This window comes from Chryseobacterium nakagawai (assembly GCF_900637665.1).
Taxonomy (GTDB): domain Bacteria; phylum Bacteroidota; class Bacteroidia; order Flavobacteriales; family Weeksellaceae; genus Chryseobacterium; species Chryseobacterium nakagawai.
On the sequence record NZ_LR134386.1, the window covers coordinates 1,083,580 to 1,107,949 of the forward strand.

A 24,370-nucleotide genomic window follows, 5' to 3' on the forward strand; every position below is an offset into this window, starting at 1 on the left:
TGGAATTTTCAATTTTTACAAAAATTTAAATTGAAGACATGAAAAATAAAGGCGACGAAAACTCAAAGAATTTTTGACGGGCTGGTTTTAAAAAAAGAAAAGAAATGTTACAAGCAGAAATAAAAAGTCTTTTAAAAGAAGACATCAGTATATTAATAAAAATTCCTAATTCAGGAAAGCATTATGTATGTGATTGTGGAGAAGCAAGTTTACTCACAGTAAAGGAAGCGCAGGCAATATCAGCAATATTCATCAGTCATACTCATATCGATCATTTTTCCAACTTTGATGGTATTTTCAGACATCAGATTGGCAGTGGTGAAAAAGTTGTGATCTGTGGACCGAAAAATATCCATCAGCAAATTGAGGCAAGATTAAAATCCTACACCTGGAACTTAATAGATGAAAATGCCATTGAATACGAAATTCATGAAATTATTTCCAAAGAAGAAATCAACATCTATACGCTTCATCCTCCTTACTGGAATGCTGAATATGTAAAGACACAGAATTTTCTATTTGAAGATGAATATGTAAATGTGGATTTTGCTATTCTGGATCATAAGACAGACTCTATTGCCTATTTGTTTAAAGAAAAAGATTCAGTGACTTTTCATGACAATGCCTCTGATTTTAGGAAAGGAAAATGGATCAGTGAATTGAAAACCGCTTTTGAAAATAATGATCTTGAAAAAGAAATTGAAATAGAAGAAACCTTGTATAAAGCATCAGATCTGTTCTATATGCTAACCCGAAATGAAGGCTACAAATTAGGCGTTATCATGGATCATGCTGTAGATGAAGATAATTATAAAAAGATAAAAGCCGTTTTCAATAATGCAGATAAAGTCTATATTGAAACCTTTTACAAGGATACGGATCAGGAGTTCGCCAAGATCAATTATCACAGTTTTGCCTCTGCATCTGGAAAAATCATGAATGAATGTAAGGTGAAAGAAGCCATTCCGATCCACTTTTCAAGAAGATATACAGAAAGCGATCAGGAAGAAATTGAGACTGCTTTTTATAAAGCATTTCAAAATTAAAAATCATAGTATCCCCTTCACAAAACCTCTGTTGAAGACGTAATATTCCCATCTTACGGAGGAATGTCAAATCGTAGATTTGACGGGGTGGTTCTAGGAACAACTAATAACAAAAAATTAAAAAAATGAAACCCAATATATTTTTTACAGCTGACCATCACTTTGGTCATGAAAATATTATACGATTCTCTGAAAGACCATTTGAATCCTTGGAGCAGATGAATTTAGAATTAATTAAAAGATGGAATGAGAGAATCAATCCCGGAGATACCGTCTATCATTTAGGAGATCTCAGTCTTGGAAAACCGGATTTTACAAAGGAAATCTTAGATCAACTGAACGGAAACATCCATTTAATCAAAGGTAATCATGAAGGTGCAGCTTTAACGTATCCTAAAAGATTTTCCTCCATCAGGGATTATCACGAACTGAGAATTGATGAACCGGATAATCAAAACGGGAAACAGAAAATTATTCTCTTCCATTATGCCATGCGTACCTGGAATGGATCACACCGTGGAGTCTGGCAATTATACGGGCACTCACACGGAACATTGCCGGATGATGAGATGGCATTGAGTTTCGATGTAGGTGTAGATTGCCACGATTTTTACCCGATTTCCTACGAAGAAGTTAAGGAAGTCATGAAAAATAAAAAATGGACACCGCCGTTTGGGCCTCGAGAGTAAATGAGCAAGAGGGTTTTGGGATAAAAAGAAAATTTCTGGAACCTCCTTGCCCTCATTAATACATTTTACACAACCATGAAAACAACTCATGAAATAATAATTGTCGATTTGGAAGCAACCTGTTGGGAAAACGACAGGATTCCAATCGGACAGAAAGTAGATATTATCGAAATGGGAATTTGTAAGTTGGATCTGATATCCAATACTATTTCTCAAAAACAAAGCATTTATGTCATTCCCGAAAGATCAGCAATCAATAGATTTTGTACAAAACTAACGGGGATTACACCACAATTGATAGAAGAAAAAGGAATCTATTTCGAAGAAGCCTGTGCGAAGATCAGAGATGAATATGATACTGAATCGCTCACCTGGGCCGGATATGGAAACTTCGATAGAGAACAGATCATTGAACAATGTGATTGGCTTGGAATCGAAAATCCTTTTTCAGGGCAATACCTGAATGTAATGTACGAATTCAAAAGACATTTCAGACTGCAAAAATCTCTAGGACTGAAAAGAGCCCTGGATTACCTGAACATGAATTTCGATGGCAATCATCATAGTGGAGCAGACGATGCTTACAATACAGCCAAAATACTGAATAAGATTTTGGAATAATAATTTGGATGGAAGAAGAAAACTCAAAGCCAGACATTACTTCTATCTTTTAATCTTAAATAAAAAACAATGAAAACAACAGAAAATATACTTATTATAGACCTTGAGGCCACGTGTTGGGACAACCGACCGCCAAGAGGTCAGGAAAGCGAGATCATCGAAATTGGCATTTGTATTATGAATGCAAAAACCGGAAAGATCTCCCAGAATGAGGGGATTTTAATAAAACCTCAATACTCAAAAGTGAGCCCGTTCTGTACGGAACTTACCACCCTTACCCAAAATATGTTGGATAATGAGGGAATTATGCTGGATGATGCATTTGATATTCTGAGAGCAGAATACGATTCAGAAGAATTAACCTGGGCAAGCTATGGAAACTATGATCTGAATATGCTTCAGGATCAGGCCAGAAGATTTTATGTGGATTATCCGTTAAGTGATGACCATATCAATGTCAAAACATTATTTGGAGAAATTCATCCTACGGTAAGAAAGAGCGTAGGAATGCAAAGAGCATTGAATGAACTTGGATTTAAATTAGATGGCACCCACCACAGAGGAGTAGATGATGCCAGAAATATCGCCAAGATCTTACATTGGTGTTTGCAGAATAATTAAAATGCAATACAGATCACATCATTGATAGTAAGAGACTGTTCCAGAGCGTTCAGTCTCTTTTTTTATATGTTACTTTATTTTTATAATTTACCTTTGATAAAAATTGTATCCCTTGGAGGAACTCGTCAAATTACTGGAACATACCAACAGAAGTGTATTCTTGACAGGAAAAGCAGGAACAGGAAAAACAACCTTCCTGAATAATTTTGTAAAGACAACCCGTAAAAAACATGTTATTGTTGCTCCTACAGGAATTGCAGCAATCAATGTCGGTGGGGTAACCATACATTCGCTGTTTGGTATTCCGTCTCGAACATTTGTTCCTACTACTGAGCCTGTTGATCCTAATCTTGCAATGAATATTAATGAGCTGTTTCCTCACTTTAAGTATAGAAAAGAAAAGCTGGATCTTTTTCGGGAAATTGAACTGATTATCATGGATGAAGTATCTATGCTGAGAGCTGATTTATTAGATATGATGGATCATTCATTAAGAAGAGTAAGACGAAATCAGTTACCATTCGGGGGAGTACAGTTGTTGTTAGTGGGGGATTTATATCAATTACCACCTGTGGTAAGAGATGATTCTGAACGGATTTTATCAAAATTCTATGAAACTCCATTTTTCTTTTCAGCCAAAGCGTTGCAGAATGTACGGTTAATCACAGTAGAACTCACCACAGTTTATCGCCAGCAGGATGAGGAATTTCTGGAAATACTGGATGCTGTCCGGCATGCAGACTTCCACGAATTAGATTTTGAAAAACTGAATTCCAGATACAATCCCAACTTTGAGCCTGAAAATGAAACCTATATTCATTTATGCTCTCATAATCGGATTGCAGATCATATTAATCAGAAAAAACTCGCAGCATTAGAAGAAGAATCTTTGTTTTATACAGCTTCAGTAATTGGTGAATTTAAAGAAACCCAATATCCTATGGAGGAAACATTGAAGCTAAAAGTAGGGGCGCAGATTATGTTTATCAGAAATGACTCATCACCTGAAAAGAACTTTTATAATGGGAAATTAGCTGAAATTTCCTATCTCGATGAAGATACCATAAAGGTGATATTGGCTGAAAGTAAAAAAGAGATTATCGTGACCACCGAAGTCTGGGAGCAGAAAAGATATACGCTGGATACTGACAAAAATATTAAAACAGATGTATTGGGAAGTTTTGAACAATATCCTATACGTTTAGCATGGGCAGTTACCATTCATAAAAGCCAGGGTCTGACGTTTGATCGTGTCATTATTGATGCCGGAAGATCCTTTGCCAGTGGGCAGGTATATGTGGCATTAAGCCGCTGCCGTACCCTAAGCGGAATCGTTCTGAAATCTGAAATTTCTCAGAATGTCATATTCAAAGACCAAAGAATTGAAGACTTTCAAAACGCTACCCATGTTAATGATCATTTACCTCAGATCATTGAGCATGAAAAATATGATTACACATTATATAAAGTTCAGATGACGGTAGATACAGGTTGGTTAAAAGAAGCGGTCATGAGCTGGAAAGAGATAACCTTTACTGCAGGAATCCCGGATTCAGAAAAGGTCAATACACTGTCTGATGAGTTTGAAAGAGAAAGTGAATATCTTTTTAAAGTAGCTGAAAAGTTTAAAAAAGTGATCCGTTTGAAATTAGCAGATTTTATTGGAAGAGAAATTCAGTGGATGGAGGTTGAAGTAAAATGCCAGGGTGCTATCAACTTTTTCTATAAAAATGTCGCTGAGAAGTTCTTTTTGCCTCTGAAAAATCTTTATTCAGATACTATAGGGATCAAAGGCTTAAAAACCTTCAACGAAGAAACGAAAATATTTCTACACGATCTCGAAGAATACCTTGAAAAGCTCAAGTCTTGTTATTTGTTCGATCATCTTTTATTCGATCAGGAAATTGAAATAGATACTTCCGTAAAAGTTGTTAAAAGACCGACTCATATAATCACCTTTGAGCTATTTGATGAGGGAATACTTCCCTTTGAAATTGCAGAAAAGAGAAATCTTACCCTTGCAACAGTATATAGGCACCTTGTCAAAATGGGATTAACAGAAGTAGAGCATACTTTTAAACAGTAACGCAGCCAAAAGCTATGCACTTATTTTTGAGATCAATATAGTAATTTGGTTACAGATAAGTTGATACAATTCTTTTGGAACAGAATGTCCCATTCCTTCCATCAACAAAAATTTTGCATTGGGAATAGCATCTGCAATATCTTTTCCACAATCAAAGTGGAAAATAAGATCCTGAGTTCCATGGATAACCAAAGTTGGGGCTTCAATTTTCTTCAGAACTTCCCGGTCATACTGATAGGTAGCCATAGCCAACAGTTGTCTTATAATTCCATATTTTGTTTTTGAACGGTTGAGTTCTTCTTCAATCATTTTGATTTCTAAGCTTTCATCCCATTCATATAAATTTCCTGAAATTCTCTTAGCAAAAAGTAATTTTTCCTCAATATAATCCTCTTTATTCAAGGTTGGATCGGAAGAAGGTTTCATCATCATAGCCATCACTTCCGGATCAGAAGGAGGTAATGCGGGATTTAGAGATGTTGACATGATAATTGTTAATGATAAAACTCTTTCAGGAAAGTAAGAACCTAATAATTGTGCAATGATTCCTCCCATGGATCTTCCGGTAAAATGAGCCTTGTCAATTTGTAAATAATCAAGTAAACCAATCACATCTTTTGCCATATCCATCAAAGAATAAGGGATATTTTCCGCTTTGATATTAGAAAAAAATTCCTGATGATTTCCGTTAAAATTTAGTTCCTTTTCAGTTGGAAAAATTGACATCCCGGAATCTCTGTTGTCCAATCGAATGACTCGGAAGTTTTGTTTTACCAATAATTGGCAAAAAGAGTCGTCCCAGCGAATCATCTGACTTCCTAATCCGGCAATCAGTACAATAGTCTGTTGATGCTCTGCTCCTAAAATTTCATAGCATATATCAACGCCGTTTATTCTGACACTATGATTCATGATGTATAAATTTCACCATTAATTTCTGATATTGCAGTTTGCTCAGCCTTTAAGATTTCCTGACGATAGTTGATATATTTATTTTCCTGATAGGGAATAGTGACAATAAATTCAAAACTGAAATTGTCACTTCCATATTCATTCCAATCCTTTTGGAGTTGGGTATTAGCGAATAATCCACTATTTAATACAAACTTCATTTTATTCACCAGTGCTTCAAGATTTAAAGCTCCCTTAAGGTATTGCTTTCCGGTCCTATTATTTTTTACAGAAAGTACACCCATTGTAATAATTTGGTTTTTGGCTTTTTCACGAAGCTGTTGCTTTATAGCATTTTTCATATAACTTATTATGTATAGAGTTAATAGGGTAGAAGTTGAAAGGATGACGTGATTATGATATAACAAATACCTTCTAACTTATTTAATATTTCCGCCTAGTTCAGATAAAAGCCCGGAAGCGGTTTGTAAAGATTTATTCTTTTTGGAAAGAAGAATATCGTTTGTAGCAAGTTCTGCAGTTATTTTAGCTTCTTCAAATATCTTTTTACCATTAAGAGTAATCAAAACATAGCTTACTCTGGCGTCTCTTTCATTTGTTTCTCTGGTTACCAATCCTACTTTTTCCAGAGGATTCAGTAAGCGAGTGATACCGGAAGCTGTAACTCCTATTTTTTCAGCCAGATCAATCCTACGCATTTTACTTTCAGGTGATTGACTGAGGATATAAAGAATTACAAAATCATTGAATCCCAATCCATGAGCACTCAAAGAATCAAACTTTCTGGCTATAACTGATTGAACTTTGTTAATGTTCATTAAAAATAATAATTCAGGACTTATCATTGAAAAGTATTTGAGTTGTCAATTAATTATATTTTGCAAATATATAAATATTAATGAATTAATAATGTTTTTTAATGAAGTAAATAATAAATAGAGTAGAAACGGGGTAAGAAGTTCATAAAGTATAAATATTTCATAGTGTTAGTTTTTAGTAATCTATGGTCTACTGTAGTTTACTATAATCTGATTGCTCATCTAGCTTTCGTCTTTCCTTTTCTAACTTTTAACTTGTACTTAAATTCAAAGTAAAAAAATAATTACTGATGAATTTAGAGAGTTTCAATATATAAATCTTTAAATAGGGAAATGATTGTATATCATAAAAGTGTTTAATATAATAGCTTTATTAACTTAAAGTTTTGTTAAAAAATTCACTTTTCAGGGATAATTTACTGCCTGTCAGTCAATTTTTTTTATTTTAGCCGCCAAGAATGAATTTATGCTTATTGACCAGGAGTTTAGGGCAATATATTTGAACTATAAAATCAAGGAAATCATTCCTTTTCTAAAGAAGCTTACACCCAAAGATAAAAAAGAAGTTGCTGCCCTTTTAAAGAAGCACATCAATAAAGAATGGGGGCATAATACAATATCTGTGTTGGCTGCTTTGGCATGCAGTAAAACGAAGGATGAATACGAAAAGATGAGACCAGGATTTTATTCCATTCCGGTAGAACTTGTTGATGAACTTTTTGAAACCTATATTCCTGACTGGATTGGAGAAAGTCATTTATTTCTCGATGGATTTGATTACCTGAAAATATTGGAATGGGATCAGAAAAGGGAGGTTCATATCCAGGATGAAATTTTGGCATCTTTGCTTTCTTCATCATCAAGAACTGAAGAAATATTGTTTGCATATCCGGTAACACTGGACTCCCATATCTGGCTTTTGTTTGAATATGAATGCAGTATTACCTCCGTTTATCTTGACAGAAGCTGGAAAGATGTATTGAAAAGTCTTATTCAGGAAAAAAAAATAGACCGTTTCAGAGTACTTAGAGCAAGTCTTTCCGCTATCAATTTCAATTTTTCAAAAGAACATAATGCTTGGTTCCTTGAGCTTTTTGCGCATCTGGAACCTACTCACAAAGAAATTCTGGAATTACAGGAGGAGCTGTTTATGATCTTCCATTCCACACAACATTCTCTGTTTCCGGGAGTCTTAAAAATTATCAATCCGGTAATTGCAGAAAAAGATTTTAAAACAGAATACTTTTTACAGGCTACAGCATCTTTAATGACCCTTCCAACCAAGAATATTGTCAATGCACTGCTTCAGGTTCTGGAAAAAATAGCGAAAGAGAATAATAAATACCATGAAGCAGTAGGTCTGTTACTCATGCCTGTCTTTCTGAATAAAGACAAAACACTTCAAACTAAAGGGGCGAAGATCATTGCCAAATATGGAGATCTGCAATCAGAAAAGATTAGAGGAGAACTGGCATTTTATACTGGATCTCTTCTATCTGATGCTCAAATTTTACTGCAGAAATTTCTTGTAGAAAATAAAGTCATTGAAATTAAAGAAGAACAAAATTACGAAGCTGCTTCATGGCATGTATCACAGCCTATTTCTCCTATAGGGTCCATAGACGATTTTATTTTTCTGGCTTCTCAGATTTTCAATAATAATGAAACGTATCATTTTGATCTGTTTCTAGATGCGTTGATAAGGTTTAATGATGATTTTGAAGATGAACATTTTAATCAACTTGAGCCTGCTTTTAACACAGCATTCAAAAGGAAAGATACGATAGAGTTTCAACATCTGCTGGCTACCTTTCTTATTAATTATGGCCTGTTGAAGCAAAAAAATAAATCAAAAATATTATCAGATGCTTATTTAGGGTTTCCAATACTGGAAAACTGGAATGAAAAAAGAACTCCTTTTATTTTTAAAGCCTATCACCAGCTTTTATTAGGTATTTTTGAATTTTTAAAAGAAAATAAACAACTTCCGTTACTTTCAGTGCCGGAACTTACTCCTTGCTGGGTTACTGTTAACACTCTTGTGGATAAATTAAAAATCTATCAGTTGCAAGGTGAAAAGCCTATTCCTTTTGATCTGGAAATTGCCCTACTCAGAGTAGAAAAGCAGAATCTGAAAAAAGGAGAACATTATGCCAAAGAACAGCTTAATGAAGAATATTTTGATCTTCTTAAGCCGATTTTTGAGAAAAACTATTTTTCAGAACGTTATAAAAAAGAATTTCTTGATGGAAGTTTCGACTGGAAGCTGGGCTATAAAAAAATTTACAAATGGAATAATACAGAAGAAGTTCCAGAATCATTAATCGCTATTGACAGCAACAAAGAATTGCCTGAAAATGCTTCATTTCTTGATCATCTTTTCAATTCTTATCATGCCCTCTATCAGGATGATTTGATTCGAATTTTATATACAGTTCCTCATTTTTCAGGGTCTTTAGCTGCGAGAAAATACAATGGTGATTTATCCTGTTCTACCTATCAGTACGATATAAAAGGAAATATAGAATTTCTGGATTCCTGGATGAAACTGAATCTTCCGTTTCAGTCTGTACATTATTTAATCCTGTCTGCAGGGTTATTTCATAAAGATAAAACATTCTCTGGTATAGCTTTTGAAGTGCTTATTAACAGGGCTGTTTCAGAAGATTTTAATATTGTGGAGCTGGGCATTATAATGGGGAAAAAGATCAATTTTGAATGGGCTCCCGTAAAAAGATTTACAGATGGATTGTCCGGATTTATTAATCTGAGTACCAGTCATAATCAATCCTTTGAAAAACTGCTGATATCCATTCTTTCAGCAGTTGAAAAACCGGTTTTTAATCTTAAAAAGCTGTTAGAGCTTTATTATGAATTACTGAATCAAAACAGAACCAAAGTAGACGAAACAGTTGCTGAAGTTCTTAAAGAATGGGAAAACGAGAATAACCTGAAAAAAATTATACATCAAATTAAAACACATGAAAGAAAGACTTTATGAGATCCTTAATGAGGAAAAAATACATGAGATTGTCCCTTTTTTGAAACAGCTTACTGTAGAAGAAAAGCAGACATTAGTACCTACGATTAAAAAAATGGATCGTGAGATCAATAAGATCGTCATGACCAAAAATTCTTACCATACAGCAGGTTCTGTGAATCAGCATTCTATTATTGATATTGCATCATTTGTATGTATGGATCAAAAGAGTTTTGGTAAAAATTACTGGAGTCTTTTCCGTAATATAGAACAGACGGAGCAGATACTGGAATGGGGATGTCCCGACTGGTTTTCTGACTTTATCAACGATTCTATTGATGCGGAGTTTACTGCCTTTAATTATCAGCATCTTTTAGGATGGACAGAAAAAGGCTATATCCATCCAAAACCGGAATTATTGGGACATCATCTGAGTAATTATCCTGCTGATCTGGATCAACATCCTGAAACGCTGAGTACCCATTTCTGGTATCTGTGCGAATATCCATCCAAATCATTACCCTTCCAGAAAGAATGGTTTCCATTAGTACAAAAGCTTGTCACAGAGCAAAAAATTGAAAGAAAAAGATTTTTAAGAGAATGCCTTCTAGCTTCTAACAGAAATTTTAATAAGAATGTGACAGGTTGGTTTATGGATGCTTTTACAGCTTTAAAACCAACAGAAGATGAGCTGATAGAACTTCAGGATGAATTAATGGCTGGGTTAGCATCTGCACAGTCAAAAGCAGTGAATACCATTCTTATCCATCTGAAGAAAATGGTAGGAAGCCCTGCCTTTAAGAATGAAGAATTTGCCCATTACCTTCCTAATTTACTGAGCTTAGAAGTTAAAACCGTAGTGATAGGCAGTCTTGCTTTAACAGAAAAGATCTTTCAACATAAGAAAATTGATCCGGAAATATTAGGACTTGCTTTAACTTCTGCATTTGTAAGCAAAGATGATGGAATACAGTCAAAAGCAGCCAAAATTATCCTGAAATATATTCCGCCATCCAAAATGATAAAGGAATCTCTTTCCCATTATTCAGATAATATACTGACGAATGTACGATCTCTTTTAGAAACTTATATAGAAGAGAAACCGCAGGAATTGGAAGCTATCGTTTCGGAAAAAATATACCTGACTACCGAAGAAAATAAAGTGAAGGTACTTGAAAGCTTTGAAGACCTTATGTTCTTCCTGCCTTTGGCTATTGAAGATCCGTACAGTCATCACTGTGATACTGCTTTGTCAGGATTTGCATGTTTTGCCAATGATGTAAATGAAGAATCTGTGAAACTGATAGAACCTGTATTTCTGAAAGCCTGTAAAACCATTGCAAAATGGGAAGTTCCATATCTGAACGTTCTGCTGTGTAATCTTATTATCAATTACGGATTAAATTTATTGGAAAAGTATCCGGTACAGCTTAAAAACCTGAACAAAATATATGAAAAAACCAATAATGAGGAAACTGCAAGGGAAACCTATTCAAACTATCAAAAAAAATTAGGTCCCATAACGAAAGTGGGAGCAGGAAGCCCTGTGATGAAAGCTTTTAAAGAGCTTGCAATATATACTTATGAAAAAATAAAAGCAGGAGATAGTGTTCCTTTACTTTTTGCCATTACCCATGCTCCTTGCTGGATCTCTCCTGTCACTTTAGTGGAAAGACTGGAAATATATCAGAATAAAAATATTGAGCCTCATCATCTTGATATGCAGTTAGCGCTACAGAGATGTGCTTTGGATAATACGGCAGAAGCTTTGCAGTTGGCTGAAAAAAGATTAAAAGGAGAGTACAAAGATTTATTACTTTTCTTTTTTGGTAAAAATACCGAACCGAAAGGACAATTTGAACATTCTGCATGGTGGATGACAGCAGGAATTACACGCTCTCCGGAAGCTGTTTTCAAAGAATTCAGTGGCTTTGGATATGATACGATTCCAAAGGAATTCTTTACAGGAGTTTATCAATGGAAAACTATTGACAGTAAGAAAAATTCATATTATCCGGCCGAGCTGAATATCGTGATTCCAAAATATCACTTTGAAAAAAGAAAAGATCCATTGCTCCTGGAATATTTTATTGCTGAACCAAGAGAACTTTCAGAAACCATTGGTATGATGTGGTGTTTTCCGAATACTTTGAGTAATGCTTTGGCAAAAGTAATTAAAAGTTGTCTTTTTTATTCTGGTATTGCTGAAGTTTATGAAAGAAGCATGGTCTTGAATACAGCACAGGCTCTTTATCAGATTAAAAAGCCTTTGGATGAGATGGGATATCTGTTTTTGGGAACTATTTTCCTGGATGGGGATAAAACGATCCGTGGAACAGCTGCTGAAATCTGGCTGGAACAGGTCTCCCATAAGATGATAGATAATGCCCGATTAGGAAAAGTGATCGGTACCCATGAGAAACTTGAGTGGGCTCCTATAAAAAGATTTACAGATCTTATCCAACATCAGATGGTGAATGTGAGTAAAAATCATAATATTGCACTGGAAGAATTAATTTCCAGCATCCTGCTTCAGATGGATAAGCCTGTGACCAATCTGAAGAAATTGTTGGAGGTGTATCATGAAGTATTGGCTTTAAATCAGTCGGAAGCCGATAAAAAAGTAATTGAAAAACTTAGCGACTGGAAAGAAAACTCGAGCCTGAAGAAAATCTGCAATCATCTTCTAAAAAAATAAATTTATGGAAGATATGCTTACTTATAACTATTCAAGGTCATCCTCCTTCGTAAAGAAAGATGCTCTTGAAGAACTGTTTCTTGCCCAATATAGCGAGATCCAGAAAAAGACCGATGTTCCTTGTTTTTTCTGGGGAAATGTAGGTCAGCCTTTTATATTAGCCCGTTGTCTGATTACACTTTCCAATATTGTGAAATCAAGTTTCAGTTTGTCACCATTTCAGATGGCACTTTTGAAAGACCCTATTGTGACTGCCGGAAATGAAAGGCTGCGTTTCGAGGGCTTTTCCCACTGTGCCGGAGTGTATGCCCGTGTAGATGTTCTCCCCGATGGTTTAGATGGAGAGTTTCTGGAAAACGGAACAACCAACGTAGACTTTAATCAACCTATGATAACTGCTTTGGGAAGTATTCGTCCCAACGAAAAAGTGATGCTTTCCGTAGGAGAAAAGGAAGTAGGGCTTTACAAGGAAGAAAAAAAGATCGTAGAAAGAAAGGTTCCTTTACCGGTAAAATGGATCAAAGGTCTCGGAACTGTTCAGATTTATCTTTCTGAATCAGAAAAACAGCATACTTTTAATAAGATTCAGACCCAGCAATTGTTTAGGGGAATGCCAAAAGGTGTGGTGAAATCAGATTATTATCTTATTGTAAGAGGAAATAAACCTATGTTTTCTCCTGTAAAATCTACTGATACTGTTTGTATTGGAGGACTTCACAGGCTTCGTTTATTAGAACCTTTGTTACCCTATATTGATTGTATGAAGGTCTTCTCACATCCCAATATGCAATCTACAACCTGGCAGCTTTATATGGGAAATATAAGATTTAGTTTTTCCTTATCAAGAGAAAGCTGGCGTGGGTTTTCCGGGGAAGGAGCGGTATTGAACAGTTTGGCTGCTGAGGTTTCTGATGAATGGATTGATGCATTAGATAAATATGCCTATGCCAATCAATCGTTCAGTGCAACAATTTTGGCGTTGGAAGAAAATCTTGGCTTGAGTAAAACAGAAAATCTCACAGGAAGATTGGCAGCCATGGGATTGTTAGGATATGACTTGGATGAAAATGAATTTTTTTATCGCAGATTACCTTTTAAACTGAATCGTATTCTAGGACTGAATCCCCGCATGAAAAATGCTGAAAAGTTGATTGAAGATGGAAAAGTGGAGATTTTAAACAACACTAAAGAAAGAACAGAAGCCAGGGTAGAAGGTACAGGAGTACATCATACCGTAATTCTTGAAGAAGATAAAGAACGTTGTACCTGTGAATGGTTTAGCAAATACCAGGGCGAAAGGGGGCCTTGTAAACATGTTCTGGCAGTAAAGAAGCTTGTGAATAACTAACAGCAGATATATTTGAGTAGTCACAAAATATTTTTTGTATGATGGTTAGGCATAAAAGCCAAAACATACTACAACCCTAATATTTTGCCCCGAATTCATGACTTTTTTACATTCGTGAATTCGGGGCTATATAAAGAATCAACTTTGCATATGTTCTATCCATTCTTCATAAGAAAGAACTCCCAATTCAGGCTTCCCATCACCTTCAAGAATTGAAATAAATTCCAGTTGATTACCGTCCGGATCATTAAAATAGATGGCCAGGGCAGGCATCCATGCAAATACCATAGGCTCTTTACTTCCATTTTTCAGGAAATTATAAGGTTTTAACTGTTTGTTTTCTAAGAACTTTACAGAATAATTCAAGATATCTTCTTTTGTACTTGTAAATGCGAAATGTCTTGTCTGAAGATTTTCTTTCTGCTCCCACAATCCAAGCATAAATTCCTTCTCTTCCCCGATCCATAAAAAGGCGATAGGTCTTGTTTCATCTCTGTGAGCTAATCTCAAACCTAATACTTCGGTATAAAACTGAATGGCACTTTCCAAATCACTTACCTGAACATGGGTTTCATATAATCCTTTAATCATAGCTTTAATTTTAATACGGACAAAGCTAGGAAACACATGCTGAAAAGCCTGATAATAACGATTTCTTTCATGAAAACGAATGATAGAAGGAAGTTATTGATGAGTAAGTAAAAAGTATTGCCATTAAACATCTATTATCTATAAGGATATCAACATCAATAGAGGCGAGCTATAGCCCGGTCAATTAAAAAATCTAAATTTCATAGGCTTTAGCCAAAACCTAAGCATCAACACAAACCTAAAAGATTGGCGTCATCCGCAAAAGCTGTGAGAGCTTTAAGGATTTTCTTACCCATCGATTTGAAAAAAACAAAAAATTTTGAAAGAAATAATCTACGCAAAAAGATTGCGCAATACTGTTTTTACTTTGCATCAGAAATCAGAGAGGAAGCAATAGTCTTTCCAATGTTTACCAATAAAAACAGTAACTCATGAAATTTAACTTTCTAAAAAAAGAAAAAATAGTGGTAACCAACCACGAAGGTGCAAAAGCTTATGTGATGACGCCTGCAGAAGAATTGTATAGTGCTGTGGTTACAACAGGACTGTCAGATATTACCTATGAAAAAGGAAATGACAGACTAGAGAGAATACAATCTCTGATTCAGAAAAACGATCCTGAATTTGTAGCGAAACTGGCTGTTTATGCAAGAAAAGATATGCATTTGCGTTCCATTCCTTTGGTTTTGGCTACAGAATTGGCGAAGGAGGCTACCGGTACCGGTCTGGTGAGCAGAACCGTAGAGGGTGTTGTTCAGAGAGCTGATGAGATCACGGAAATGTTAGCGTATTATCAGCTTGCTAATGAAAGAACGGAAACCAAGAAATTGAACAGGTTATCCAAACAGGTTCAGAAAGGTCTGGCGAAATCCTTCAATAAATTTGATGAATATCAATTCGCCAAATACAATAGAAAAGGAGCCGTAACCTTGAAAGATGCCCTCTTTCTGGTTCACCCAAAAGCAAAAGATGAGAACCAGCAGACCATTTTCAACAAGATTGTATATGACATTCTGGATACTCCTTATACGTGGGAAGTTGAACTTTCAGTATTGGGACAGAGAAAATTTACAGATGAGGAAGAAAGAAAACAGGCTTTCAAAAATAAATGGGAAGAACTGATCTTCAGTAATAAACTGGGATATATGGCCACCTTACGAAACCTGAGAAATATCCTTGAAGCCGGAGTATCTCCTGAAGCCATGAGTAAAGTGTGTAGTTATCTGTCAGATGAAAGAGCAGTGGGCAACTCAAAACAATTGCCTTTCCGTTTCCTGGCAGCATACAGAGAATTGAAAAAGGTAGATTCTCCTTATCTGTCTTCTGTTTGGAGTGCACTGGAAGAAGCTTTAGTGGCAAGTGCCCAAAATATCAAAGGTTTCGGTTTCAATACCTCGGTAGTGATTGCAGCGGATGTTTCTGGTTCTATGCAGAAATCAGTTTCTCCTAAGAGTAAAATTTTACTGTATGATATCGGTTTATTGATGTCTATGATTTTGCAGTCGAAGTGTCAAAATGTGACTACAGGAATCTTCGGTGATCGATGGCTGCGCGTTGCGATGCCAAAACAAGGTATTCTTAACAATGTAGATGCCTTCTACAAACGAGAAGGTGAAGTAGGATATTCAACGAATGGTTATCTGGTTATCGAAGATCTGATCAAAAGAAAAGAAATCGTGGATAAAGTAATGCTGTTCACTGATACTCAAATGTGGGATAGCAGTGGAAGAGGAGACTCTTTTGAAGATACATGGAACAAGTATAAGACGATAGCTCCTGAGGCTAAACTTTATATGTTTGATTTGGCAGGATATGGAAGACCACCCATTGATGTCAAAAGAAATGATGTATATCTTATTGCAGGCTGGTCAGACAAGATTTTCGATGTATTGAACGCCTTGGAAGATCAAAAATCTGCTATTGAAATGATTGAAAAAGTAGTGTTGTAAAAGGCACTGCTTTTCGTTGAAATGTAAGAATGGAATACACTTTTGAAAAAATGAGTAATGATAAGTTTATTATTAACGGGAGGATGTTATAAATCATTAGTATATTTAGGAGCTTATTCCCGCTTTCCGCTATATCTTTTTCGCCTTTCTTAGGTCAATTCAGAAAAAGGATGCCGCTGCAATCGGGGCTAGTAAATGAAGAGATAGATTATGATAGAGCTTATTAACACCATAGAAATTAATCCGTTAAAATATTCCAAAGAAGATTTTGAATTACTCCAAATTGCTGATTATCCTGACTCAGAAGAATTGTTTTTGAAATGGAAAGAAACAGCTTCCCGGCTTACCTTCAATTTTAATGAAATTCAAAAAGGTTCCAACCTGGTAGATATTAAAACTATTGATGATGAAAGTTTACACATCATTGTAGCTGCAAAACTGAGTGAAGTAGAATTTGATGACCCTGATGAAAACGGGTTTGTCTTATCTTTTGATGGCGGAATCGTATTAAAAAAAGAAGATGAAGTTCTTATTCAGCCAAGTTGTTGCGGAGATATTGAAAATGTAGAAAATTGGCAGAAAGTTGCAGATCATCAATCTGCCGGATGGGCAGAAATGTGGATCGGGTATCCCTGGGTTTTATATAAAAGAGAAAACGGAATTATTAGTTTTTCAGACTATACAGAAACCAATTTCACTACTATAGAAAATGTAAGAATAAGATTTGAAGTTGAAGAATCCGAATTTACAAATGAATTGGAAAAAGTTATACAGCATCAAATCCGTTTTAAAAATAGAATTTTAGATATTTTGAAAAAGATGAACATTAATAATGCGGAAAAAATTTCAAAGCACATGTCGGGTATTGAATAAAAAAATATACTGTGCAAAAAGAATGTATACGTAAAGAATACCTGTGCCGTGTTCATAATACCGGTGTCGTAAGAAAGACTTACTTCAATTCCAAACTGACCGTGTCTTTTGTCAAATTACCCGGTAAAAACAAACCAATGCCGTTAGTAAGAGTTTCATCGTCAACTCCCAATTGAAACATTAATTACTCTTATGATTTGTTGCTTGGTTTTCATAAAAAAATGGGCTGCGTAAAAAGAATGCGCAGTAACCCTATAAATTTGTAACATAAACTAATAACCATGAATTGATAACTACCAGCAAGTGCCGTAAAACAGAATTACTTCGTGGGGTAACAGAGGTACAGGTGCAAGTCCTGTTCTGCGGAAGCAGATAGTGTAAAGAGAGTACGCTGTTAATATGAGTCTGTTTAGCTGATTGCCTTGCTATTTATCACTAAAAGAGTGCCGTAGAAAAGACTTACTTCGGTTTAATTTGGTTCGATTCCAGAACAGATTGTGAAAATGATCTGGAAGTCTTTTTATCTTTTTGCCTCTTTTTTCAAAAGAAAACAAGTGTCGTAGAATAGTGCTACTTCATTCATCACGACGGTGTCACGGGTTCGAATCCCGTCTCTTCTACTCCAAAACATAGGAAGAGTAGCTCAGCTGGTAGAGCACGACATCACTATTTGCCTGTTGCCTTGTTTTATGATAAAAAAGAGAAGCCGATAAGTTATTTATTGGCTTTTTTCATGGCATGATCCACCTCTTCTTCAAACATCAGTTTCCATTTTGAAAGAGTTGTTCTGCTGATCTTATATTTTTTAGACATATAACTGGTAGAATGCCCGTGCTTCTTTTGATATTCAAGAAGTTTAAGCATTGTTTTTTTGTCATAAGTCTTAAGCTTCTGATTGTTTTTCTGACTTTCCCTGGAAGGTTTGAAAAGCCTGTCATTGAACTTCAATACATCTTCACTCGTATCCAGTTTTCCGAGAAGCTCTTTTATTTTGGGATCCTTTAGCTTTTCAGGATATTCCATCTTAAGCATGTCCTGGTATATCTTTTTATAATTGGGACGCATCTATTATCAGTTTATCCATTAATATCACTTTTCTGAAGCCATCTGTGAAGTGTACTTTTTGGAATAGAATACTCCTTAATCACCTCGCTCTGGGTCATATCTCCTGAAAGAATTCTTTTCATAATGAATTCCTTAATTTCCTGAGTATAAATATTTTTTCTGAAATAAGGAATCTTGTCAGATTTTTGTTGATTTTTATTGGCAGCTGCCGGAGGAGCATATAAAATTAAGTGCGAACTGTAAAGTCTGAAAAAATCATATTCCAATAATTTACTCCATCTCAGAAGAAGATCCGTGTCTATTGATTTGTTGTTGTACATTCGTTCTATGGCATCTTCATCTCTGTCCAGGAATTTACATATCCTCTCCATTGTTATTTCATTTTCATCAACCCTCTCCTTAATAAACTTTCCAATATGGATCTCTTTATATAACATTTTTATTTAATATTATCTATTTATTAAACTTATGCATAAGAAAATATAAAATAGGTTATATATATTATAATACATTACAGAATGTAATTCACTTAATATTGAAATCAGAGTATAGCGGATATCATTCAAAAAAACTTTGAATACCTTATAAAGTCTTTTGGAAATAGATCAGGACAGCTTAATCTTAAAAAGTATTTTACTTTTAGGTATATGCATTATTTCCAATGGGTAACCGCTCTTCTTCTTTTTTCAAACTTCTTTTTTCTACCATTTGCGTAAATAATATATGACCTACTAAAGTTCTTTCATGCAATTTTATTTACGTTAAGCTTGTGTGTTGAATGGTTGTATGTGTTGACAACCAATTTTTTATGTTTAGAATATCTTGTTTAGTACCAAATAATCTGCTTAATTGCTTTCAAATTTAAACAAAAATTAAAAGCGAAGACAGGTAGAAGTATAAAAAAGTATGTTTATGAAGAAATTTTAATTAAAATTAACATATTATTTGAACATATGTGTGAATTATTTAAAGAATAAAAAAAATGAATAAAAGTTGGAAAGAAAAATTGTATACCCTTAAGCAAGTATATACCTTTGTACTTCAATGAAAAATACTATCAGTTTATTCGATTTTTCGAAAAAAATAAATTATAAAAATGAGTTACTGGCAGGCTTTACCGTAGCCATGACCATGATTCCCGAATCGCTTTCATTTGCTATTCTCGCGGGGCTTTCACCACTTACAGGATTGTATGCAGCATGCCTTATGGGAATTGTAACAGCTGTTTTAGGTGGCCGTCCAGGAATGGTTTCAGGAGGAGCAGGAGCTACGATTGTTGTTCTGATTGCACTTATAAAATCTCACGGAATAGAATATCTTTTCGCTACAGTAGCTCTTGCCGGAATTCTTCAGATGCTTGTTGGAGTATTTAAACTGGGGAAATTTGTCAGGCTTATTCCACAACCCGTTATGTATGGATTTCTGAACGGGCTGGCCATTATTATTTTTATGGCCCAGATTGAACAGTTTAAAATTACAGATACCAATGGAGTGGTAAACTGGCTTCAGGGAACACCTTTATACATCATGGGAGGTTTAACGGCACTCACCATCGCCGTTGTCTATTTCTTTCCTAAGATTACAAAAGCTGTTCCTGCATCGTTGGTAGGCATTATTGTTGTATTTGCTATAGTTCTTGGATTCAATATCCCAACGAAAACAGTAGCAGATATTGCCCATATCAGCGGAAGCCTTCCAAGTTTCCATATTCCACAAATTCCATTTTCTCTGGAAACGTTACAGATTATTTTTCCTTATGCATTAATTATGGCTGGGGTTGGTCTTATTGAATCATTGCTGACTTTATCTATGGTGGATGAGATTACCAATTCCAAAGGAAATGCCAATAAAGAATCGGTAGCGCAGGGATTAGCTAATATTACCAACGGATTTTTCGGTGGAATGGGTGGCTGTGCTATGGTTGCCCAGACATTAGTGAATCTTAACGCAGGATCCAGAGCACGACTGTCAGGAATTATTGCTTCCATCATGATCTTATTGATTATTCTATTTGGAGCGCCTATCATTGAAAAAATTCCAATGGCAGCATTAGTAGGTGTAATGATGATGGTGGCGATCAGTACTTTTCAATGGGTTTCTATACGGATTGTCAATAAAATGCCGAAGTCAGATATATTGGTAGGAATTACAGTGGCTTTAATTACTGTACTACTGCATAATCTTGCATTGGCAGTTTTAGTAGGAGTGATTATTTCTGCCCTGGTTTTTGCCTGGGACAATGCCAAAAGAATCCGTGCCAGAAAATATACGGATGAAAATGGCGTCAGGCATTATGAAATATTTGGACCGTTGTTTTTTGGTTCAGCGACTGCATTTGCAGACAAGTTCGATCCAATCAATGATCCCAATGAAGTAGTAGTAGACTTTAAAGAAAGCCGTATTGTAGATATGAGTGCAATAGATGCTGTAGATAAATTATCAAAACGATACAAGCAACAAGGGAAAACAGTATTCCTTCGTCACCTTAGTGAAGACTGTCGCAAAATGCTGAAAAATGCTGAAGCTGTAGTAGAAGTTAATATTCAGGAAGATCCTACATATAAGGTAATGCCGGAAAAGTAAGAAGGAAACCAATTGTGAATATTGAAATGTTTGTGAAAAATTGATAGGTCATTACTATCAATAAAAAATAATTAGTGTTTATAACCAGACAAGGACTGTAAGAAAAATCTACAGTCCTTGCTTGTTTAGGTCATTAATATATTTGCAATGAAATCAGGCACTAAAGCATAGTGAGATAATTTCATGCTGATGGAAGCTCTTCCGCTGGCCAGTGTTCTGAGATCGGAAATATATCCGAAAGTAGAAGCTAATGGAACCTCGGCTGCAAAAATCTTCCTTCCTGATTTTTCATCAATGGAAGTAATCATTCCTCTTCTTCTGTTGAGATCTGCAGTGATCGCTCCGGTATATTCTTCAATACTCTGAATTTCAACCTGCATAATCGGTTCCAGAAGCCTAGGTCTACATTTTCCTGCAGCAGCCTTGAAGCCGTCCCTTGCTGCAATTTCAAAATCCATTGCTGCAGAATCCTGAGCATGGAAAGATCCGTCTAGCAGGTTGATTTTCATACTTTCCAGAGGATACCCTTTTAGAGGTCCCTGCTCCATAGCATCTCTAAACCCTTTTTCAACAGAAGGAATAAATTCTCCCGGAATAACGCCTCCTTTAATCATATTAACGAATTCCAATCCATGTTCATTATCATTTCTCGGTCCGATTTCAAAACTGATGTCTGCGAATTGTCCGCTTCCGCCATTTTGTTTTGAAAGCTTTTCCCTGTGGATCTTTGTTTCAGTTAAGATCTCTCTGTAGGAAACTTTAGGCTGTCCCTGGTTGATTTCTATACCATGGTTCAGACGGATCTTTTCCAAAGTAACTTCAAGATGAAGCTCACCAAGCCCACTCAATAAAGTCTCACCGGTTTGTTTATCTCTTTCAATCACCAAAGAAGGATCTTCTTCCTGAATTTTCGCCAGTACCAATCCGAAGTTTTTCTCATCACCGTTGGTTTTAGGTTCAATCGAAACTCTGATGACAGGAGCAGGAATGGTAATCGCTTCCAATAATACAGGTTTTTCCACAGAAGATAAAGAATCTCCGGTTTTAGCATCCTTTATTCCAGTTAAAGCAACAATATCACCCGCTCTACCTTCTTCAACGGATAATGTTTTATCCGACTGCATCTTTAGAATTCTGGAAATCCTGAAACTTTCACCGGTTCTTACATTCAGTACCGTATCTCCGGATTTAATCTTGCCTGAATAAATACGAAGCATGGCAAGTCTTCCGATATGCTTATCTATAATCACTTTGAAGACTAGCCCGGAGAAAGATTCTTCTTCATTTCTTCCAAGTTCGATACCTCCTTCCGTTTGTGGATCTTTTCCTTGAATATGGGCAAGCTGGTCAGGAGCAGGAAGGTAAGTTACCACAGCGTCCAGAAGCGGCTGAATCCCTTTATTCTTAAATGCAGAGCCACATAGAACTGGTACAGCAGCTCCAGACCGGCATACTTCCTGTATCGCTTTAATCATCATCTCAGAATCTATTTCAGATTGATTATTCATAAAAACGTCAAAGAAACCCTCATGATATTCGGCAAGTGTTTCCTGTAGCTTCATTCTGTATTCATCAGCTTCATTCTGATAGTCTGCCGGAATTTCTTTCTCGATAATGGTTTCTCCATTTTCATCCATCCAGTATAAAGCTTTCTGCTGAATCAGATCAATCACCCCTTCAAAACTGTCTTCAGCTCCGATGGGGATCTGAAGAGCAAGTGGAACGGCGTTCAGCTTGGTTCTGATCTCATCAAGAACAGCAAAGAAATTAGCACCGATTCTGTCCATTTTATTGATGAAACAGATCTTTGAAGTCCCGTGTTTTTCTGCCTGAAACCATACATTTTCAGTTTGTGGCTGTACCCCTGATGAAGCACAGAAAACAGCAACTACACTGTCCAAAACCCTTAATGAACGTTCTACTTCTACGGCAAAGTCAATGTGTCCGGGTGTATCAATAATGTTGATGATATACACTTTATTATCCTTTTTCCACTGCGTTGAAACTGCAGCAGATGAAATAGTTATTCCTCTGTTTTTTTCCTGAATATCTTTATCCATGGTGGTGTTTCCATCATCCACATTTCCAATTTTATGAATAAGCCCTGTATAATAAAGAAGCCTTTCTGATAAAGTTGTTTTTCCTGCATCAACGTGCGCTATAATCCCTATATTTCTTGTGTTATTTTTCATTTTGTTTGATTTAAATTGTTGATTTTTAATTCTCTGTTGAAAAAGAGAGCCGGAAACATGAGCACAACGAAGACTCCGGATTGATGAATGGATCAAACCCGTATAATTGAAATGAATCTTACGTAGAGTATTATTTTCGAGGCTCACTTTAACAGACAGCAGAATTTTCTGAATGGTTAAAGGCTGAAAATAGGGGCAGCAAAAAAGACCTATCCGAATAGACAGGTCTTTTATATTTTTAGTAATAAAGATCTATAGAACTATTCAGATAAATATTCAGTGCTGCCAAAGAACACAGCTCTGACAGGGTTACTTAAAGTTATAATATTTATCATTTTTGTTGACATTGTTGATTTTTAATCGATTGCGAAATTATAATTTTTTTTTCATATCCAAAGAATTTTTATAAATATTTTTTAAAACTAAAGATTAAACAGCTCTTCATTCAGTTCATATTGAGCTTTATGAATTTCTTCAAATCATAAAATATCTTAAAACAGAGACGTAAAGTAATGCATTTATGATAAAAATTTTATCTTTGGGAAGAATAGAAAATTAAACACTTTCGATGATTAATAAATTTTAAATCTTTTTCAAGTAGCTAAATAAAACTTTTAACTTAAAACATATTGAAAACAGATATCGACATTCATAACCACTGTCATTTTTCATTTGACCTGTGGCTTACCTTAATCAAATCTCATCCTGAATTTAAAACAAAAAGAGTTGAGCTGTTCTCCTCGTTTTTTAATATAGATAAACCGATTGACGAAGTTGCCAAAACTGTAAAATATTACGATGATCTTTGCAATACAATTAATGAAATTACAGGAGGAAATATAGATACTTTTGAGATATATCTGATGATTTTAGGAGCTTTGAATGTAGATGTAAAGCTTTTAAATAAAGAAAAACTAAATAAGTTTTATGTAGAAAGTGAAAATCTGTTCCTGGAATATAAACCTGTTATCATTTTTGAAAATATTCATGATTTTTTTGATGATATTAAAAATCAAGGGAAAACTATCAATATTCTGAGCAATACGGGATTTATCAAAGGAAAAACGATGAGAAAGTTCCTGATTCATGAAAATCTGGATCAGTATATTGATTTTCATATTTATTCTGATGAAATCAACTGTTCTAAACCGAACCCGCTTATTTTTCAGGAAGTAAAGAATAACATTAAAAATCAAGATCTTCCATTAAACCAGATTCTGCATATCGGAGACAACCCTGTTGCCGATTATAAAGGAGCAACTGACTTCGGGTTCAGCGCACATTTACTAAAACACTAA

The 24,370-nt window shown here is 35.3% G+C and carries 19 protein-coding genes; 12 read left to right on the forward strand and 7 right to left on the reverse strand.

Going from position 1 to position 24,370, the window contains the following annotated elements; translation table 11 throughout:
• Positions 1–104 precede the first annotated feature (104 nt).
• The 5 genes from EL260_RS04930 (at position 105) to EL260_RS04950 (ending at position 5,063) form a co-directional block, all read left to right on the forward strand.
• A complete protein-coding gene (locus tag EL260_RS04930) occupies positions 105–1,046 on the forward strand; it encodes an MBL fold metallo-hydrolase (RefSeq protein ID WP_123859105.1) in 942 nt (313 codons plus the stop codon).
• A 125-nt stretch (positions 1,047–1,171) separates the two neighbouring features.
• Positions 1,172–1,735 carry a metallophosphoesterase family protein gene (locus EL260_RS04935; protein ID WP_123859106.1) on the forward strand — a complete coding sequence of 188 codons (564 nt, stop codon included), beginning with the start codon at positions 1,172–1,174 and terminating at the stop codon, positions 1,733–1,735.
• A 75-nt stretch (positions 1,736–1,810) separates the two neighbouring features.
• Complete coding sequence (locus EL260_RS04940) at positions 1,811–2,356, forward strand: 3'-5' exonuclease (RefSeq protein WP_123859107.1); 546 nt, start codon at positions 1,811–1,813, stop codon at positions 2,354–2,356.
• Positions 2,357–2,425: 69 nt separating this feature from the next.
• Positions 2,426–2,977, forward strand: a complete 552-nt coding sequence (locus tag EL260_RS04945) for a 3'-5' exonuclease (RefSeq protein ID WP_123859108.1) — start codon at positions 2,426–2,428, stop codon at positions 2,975–2,977.
• Positions 2,978–3,089: 112 nt separating this feature from the next.
• Positions 3,090–5,063 (forward strand): AAA family ATPase, encoded by a 1,974-nt coding sequence (locus EL260_RS04950; protein ID WP_228445318.1) that lies wholly within the window; start codon positions 3,090–3,092, stop codon positions 5,061–5,063.
• Positions 5,064–5,075: 12 nt separating this feature from the next.
• Here EL260_RS04950 and EL260_RS04955 read toward each other — a convergent pair whose 3' ends face one another.
• From EL260_RS04955 to EL260_RS04965, 3 genes are all read right to left on the reverse strand, one after another.
• On the reverse strand, positions 5,076–5,975 hold the full coding sequence (locus EL260_RS04955) for an alpha/beta fold hydrolase (protein ID WP_123859110.1): 900 nt from the start codon (positions 5,973–5,975) through the stop codon (positions 5,076–5,078).
• On the reverse strand, positions 5,972–6,316 hold the full coding sequence (locus tag EL260_RS04960; protein WP_123859111.1) for a GIY-YIG nuclease family protein: 345 nt from the start codon (positions 6,314–6,316) through the stop codon (positions 5,972–5,974). The genes EL260_RS04955 and EL260_RS04960 overlap by 4 nt, the downstream gene beginning before the upstream one ends.
• A gap of 78 nt (positions 6,317–6,394) precedes the next feature.
• On the reverse strand, positions 6,395–6,793 hold the full coding sequence (locus EL260_RS04965) for a MarR family winged helix-turn-helix transcriptional regulator (RefSeq protein ID WP_228445320.1): 399 nt from the start codon (positions 6,791–6,793) through the stop codon (positions 6,395–6,397).
• A 466-nt stretch (positions 6,794–7,259) separates the two neighbouring features.
• Here EL260_RS04965 and EL260_RS04970 point away from each other — a divergent pair, with 466 nt between their 5' ends.
• From EL260_RS04970 to EL260_RS04980, 3 genes are read left to right on the forward strand one after another with little or no spacing between them, the layout of a single operon-like run.
• On the forward strand, positions 7,260–9,794 hold the full coding sequence (locus EL260_RS04970; protein ID WP_123859113.1) for a DUF6493 family protein: 2,535 nt from the start codon (positions 7,260–7,262) through the stop codon (positions 9,792–9,794).
• Positions 9,775–12,471: a DUF6493 family protein gene (locus EL260_RS04975; RefSeq protein WP_123859114.1), complete on the forward strand. Its 2,697-nt coding sequence runs from the start codon at positions 9,775–9,777 to the stop codon at positions 12,469–12,471. Before EL260_RS04970 ends, EL260_RS04975 begins: the two co-directional genes overlap by 20 nt.
• 4 nt (positions 12,472–12,475) lie before the next feature.
• Entirely contained in the window at positions 12,476–13,819 is a 1,344-nt protein-coding gene (locus EL260_RS04980; RefSeq protein ID WP_123859115.1) for an SWIM zinc finger family protein, read from the forward strand.
• A 138-nt stretch (positions 13,820–13,957) separates the two neighbouring features.
• Here EL260_RS04980 and EL260_RS04985 read toward each other — a convergent pair whose 3' ends face one another.
• Positions 13,958–14,410 (reverse strand): VOC family protein, encoded by a 453-nt coding sequence (locus EL260_RS04985; protein WP_123859116.1) that lies wholly within the window; start codon positions 14,408–14,410, stop codon positions 13,958–13,960.
• 431 nt (positions 14,411–14,841) lie between these two features.
• Between EL260_RS04985 and EL260_RS04990 the strand changes: the two genes are divergently transcribed.
• Positions 14,842–16,359 carry a TROVE domain-containing protein gene (locus EL260_RS04990; protein ID WP_123859117.1) on the forward strand — a complete coding sequence of 506 codons (1,518 nt, stop codon included), beginning with the start codon at positions 14,842–14,844 and terminating at the stop codon, positions 16,357–16,359.
• A gap of 210 nt (positions 16,360–16,569) precedes the next feature.
• Positions 16,570–17,232: a hypothetical protein gene (locus tag EL260_RS04995; RefSeq protein ID WP_123859118.1), complete on the forward strand. Its 663-nt coding sequence runs from the start codon at positions 16,570–16,572 to the stop codon at positions 17,230–17,232.
• 714 nt (positions 17,233–17,946) lie between these two features.
• On the opposite strand, the gene EL260_RS05000 is transcribed toward EL260_RS04995, so the two are convergent.
• The gene (locus EL260_RS05000; RefSeq protein WP_228445322.1) at positions 17,947–18,264 is read right to left on the reverse strand and encodes a helix-turn-helix domain-containing protein; all 318 of its coding nucleotides are present in this window, start codon (positions 18,262–18,264) and stop codon (positions 17,947–17,949) included.
• A gap of 44 nt (positions 18,265–18,308) precedes the next feature.
• Positions 18,309–18,734 carry a transposase gene (locus EL260_RS05005; RefSeq protein ID WP_123859120.1) on the reverse strand — a complete coding sequence of 142 codons (426 nt, stop codon included), beginning with the start codon at positions 18,732–18,734 and terminating at the stop codon, positions 18,309–18,311.
• A gap of 607 nt (positions 18,735–19,341) precedes the next feature.
• On the opposite strand from EL260_RS05005, the gene EL260_RS05010 reads away from it, so the two are divergent.
• On the forward strand, positions 19,342–20,880 hold the full coding sequence (locus EL260_RS05010; RefSeq protein WP_123859121.1) for a SulP family inorganic anion transporter: 1,539 nt from the start codon (positions 19,342–19,344) through the stop codon (positions 20,878–20,880).
• Positions 20,881–21,005: 125 nt separating this feature from the next.
• Here the strand turns inward: EL260_RS05010 and fusA are convergent, their stop codons facing one another.
• Complete coding sequence (gene fusA / locus EL260_RS05015) at positions 21,006–23,072, reverse strand: elongation factor G (protein ID WP_123859122.1); 2,067 nt, start codon at positions 23,070–23,072, stop codon at positions 21,006–21,008.
• 629 nt (positions 23,073–23,701) lie between these two features.
• On the opposite strand from fusA, the gene EL260_RS05020 reads away from it, so the two are divergent.
• Positions 23,702–24,370: an HAD family hydrolase gene (locus EL260_RS05020; RefSeq protein ID WP_123859123.1), complete on the forward strand. Its 669-nt coding sequence runs from the start codon at positions 23,702–23,704 to the stop codon at positions 24,368–24,370.

Excerpts from the sequence above, each read along its gene's own strand:
- EL260_RS04930 (WP_123859105.1), top strand. The coding sequence starts at position 105 with ATGTTACAAGCAGAAATAAAAAGTCTTTTAAAAGAAGACATCAGTATA.
- EL260_RS04935 (WP_123859106.1), top strand. The coding sequence starts at position 1,172 with ATGAAACCCAATATATTTTTTACAGCTGACCATCACTTTGGTCATGAA.
- EL260_RS04940 (WP_123859107.1), top strand. The coding sequence starts at position 1,811 with ATGAAAACAACTCATGAAATAATAATTGTCGATTTGGAAGCAACCTGT.
- EL260_RS04945 (WP_123859108.1), top strand. The coding sequence starts at position 2,426 with ATGAAAACAACAGAAAATATACTTATTATAGACCTTGAGGCCACGTGT.
- EL260_RS04955 (WP_123859110.1), bottom strand. The coding sequence starts at position 5,975 with ATGAATCATAGTGTCAGAATAAACGGCGTTGATATATGCTATGAAATT.
- EL260_RS04960 (WP_123859111.1), bottom strand. The coding sequence starts at position 6,316 with ATGAAAAATGCTATAAAGCAACAGCTTCGTGAAAAAGCCAAAAACCAA.
- EL260_RS04965 (WP_228445320.1), bottom strand. The coding sequence starts at position 6,793 with ATGAACATTAACAAAGTTCAATCAGTTATAGCCAGAAAGTTTGATTCT.
- EL260_RS04970 (WP_123859113.1), top strand. The coding sequence starts at position 7,260 with ATGCTTATTGACCAGGAGTTTAGGGCAATATATTTGAACTATAAAATC.
- EL260_RS04975 (WP_123859114.1), top strand. The coding sequence starts at position 9,775 with ATGAAAGAAAGACTTTATGAGATCCTTAATGAGGAAAAAATACATGAG.
- EL260_RS04980 (WP_123859115.1), top strand. The coding sequence starts at position 12,476 with ATGGAAGATATGCTTACTTATAACTATTCAAGGTCATCCTCCTTCGTA.
- EL260_RS04985 (WP_123859116.1), bottom strand. The coding sequence starts at position 14,410 with ATGATTAAAGGATTATATGAAACCCATGTTCAGGTAAGTGATTTGGAA.
- EL260_RS04990 (WP_123859117.1), top strand. The coding sequence starts at position 14,842 with ATGAAATTTAACTTTCTAAAAAAAGAAAAAATAGTGGTAACCAACCAC.
- EL260_RS04995 (WP_123859118.1), top strand. The coding sequence starts at position 16,570 with ATGATAGAGCTTATTAACACCATAGAAATTAATCCGTTAAAATATTCC.
- EL260_RS05000 (WP_228445322.1), bottom strand. The coding sequence starts at position 18,264 with ATGCTTAAGATGGAATATCCTGAAAAGCTAAAGGATCCCAAAATAAAA.
- EL260_RS05005 (WP_123859120.1), bottom strand. The coding sequence starts at position 18,734 with ATGTTATATAAAGAGATCCATATTGGAAAGTTTATTAAGGAGAGGGTT.
- EL260_RS05010 (WP_123859121.1), top strand. The coding sequence starts at position 19,342 with ATGAAAAATACTATCAGTTTATTCGATTTTTCGAAAAAAATAAATTAT.
- fusA (WP_123859122.1), bottom strand. The coding sequence starts at position 23,072 with ATGAAAAATAACACAAGAAATATAGGGATTATAGCGCACGTTGATGCA.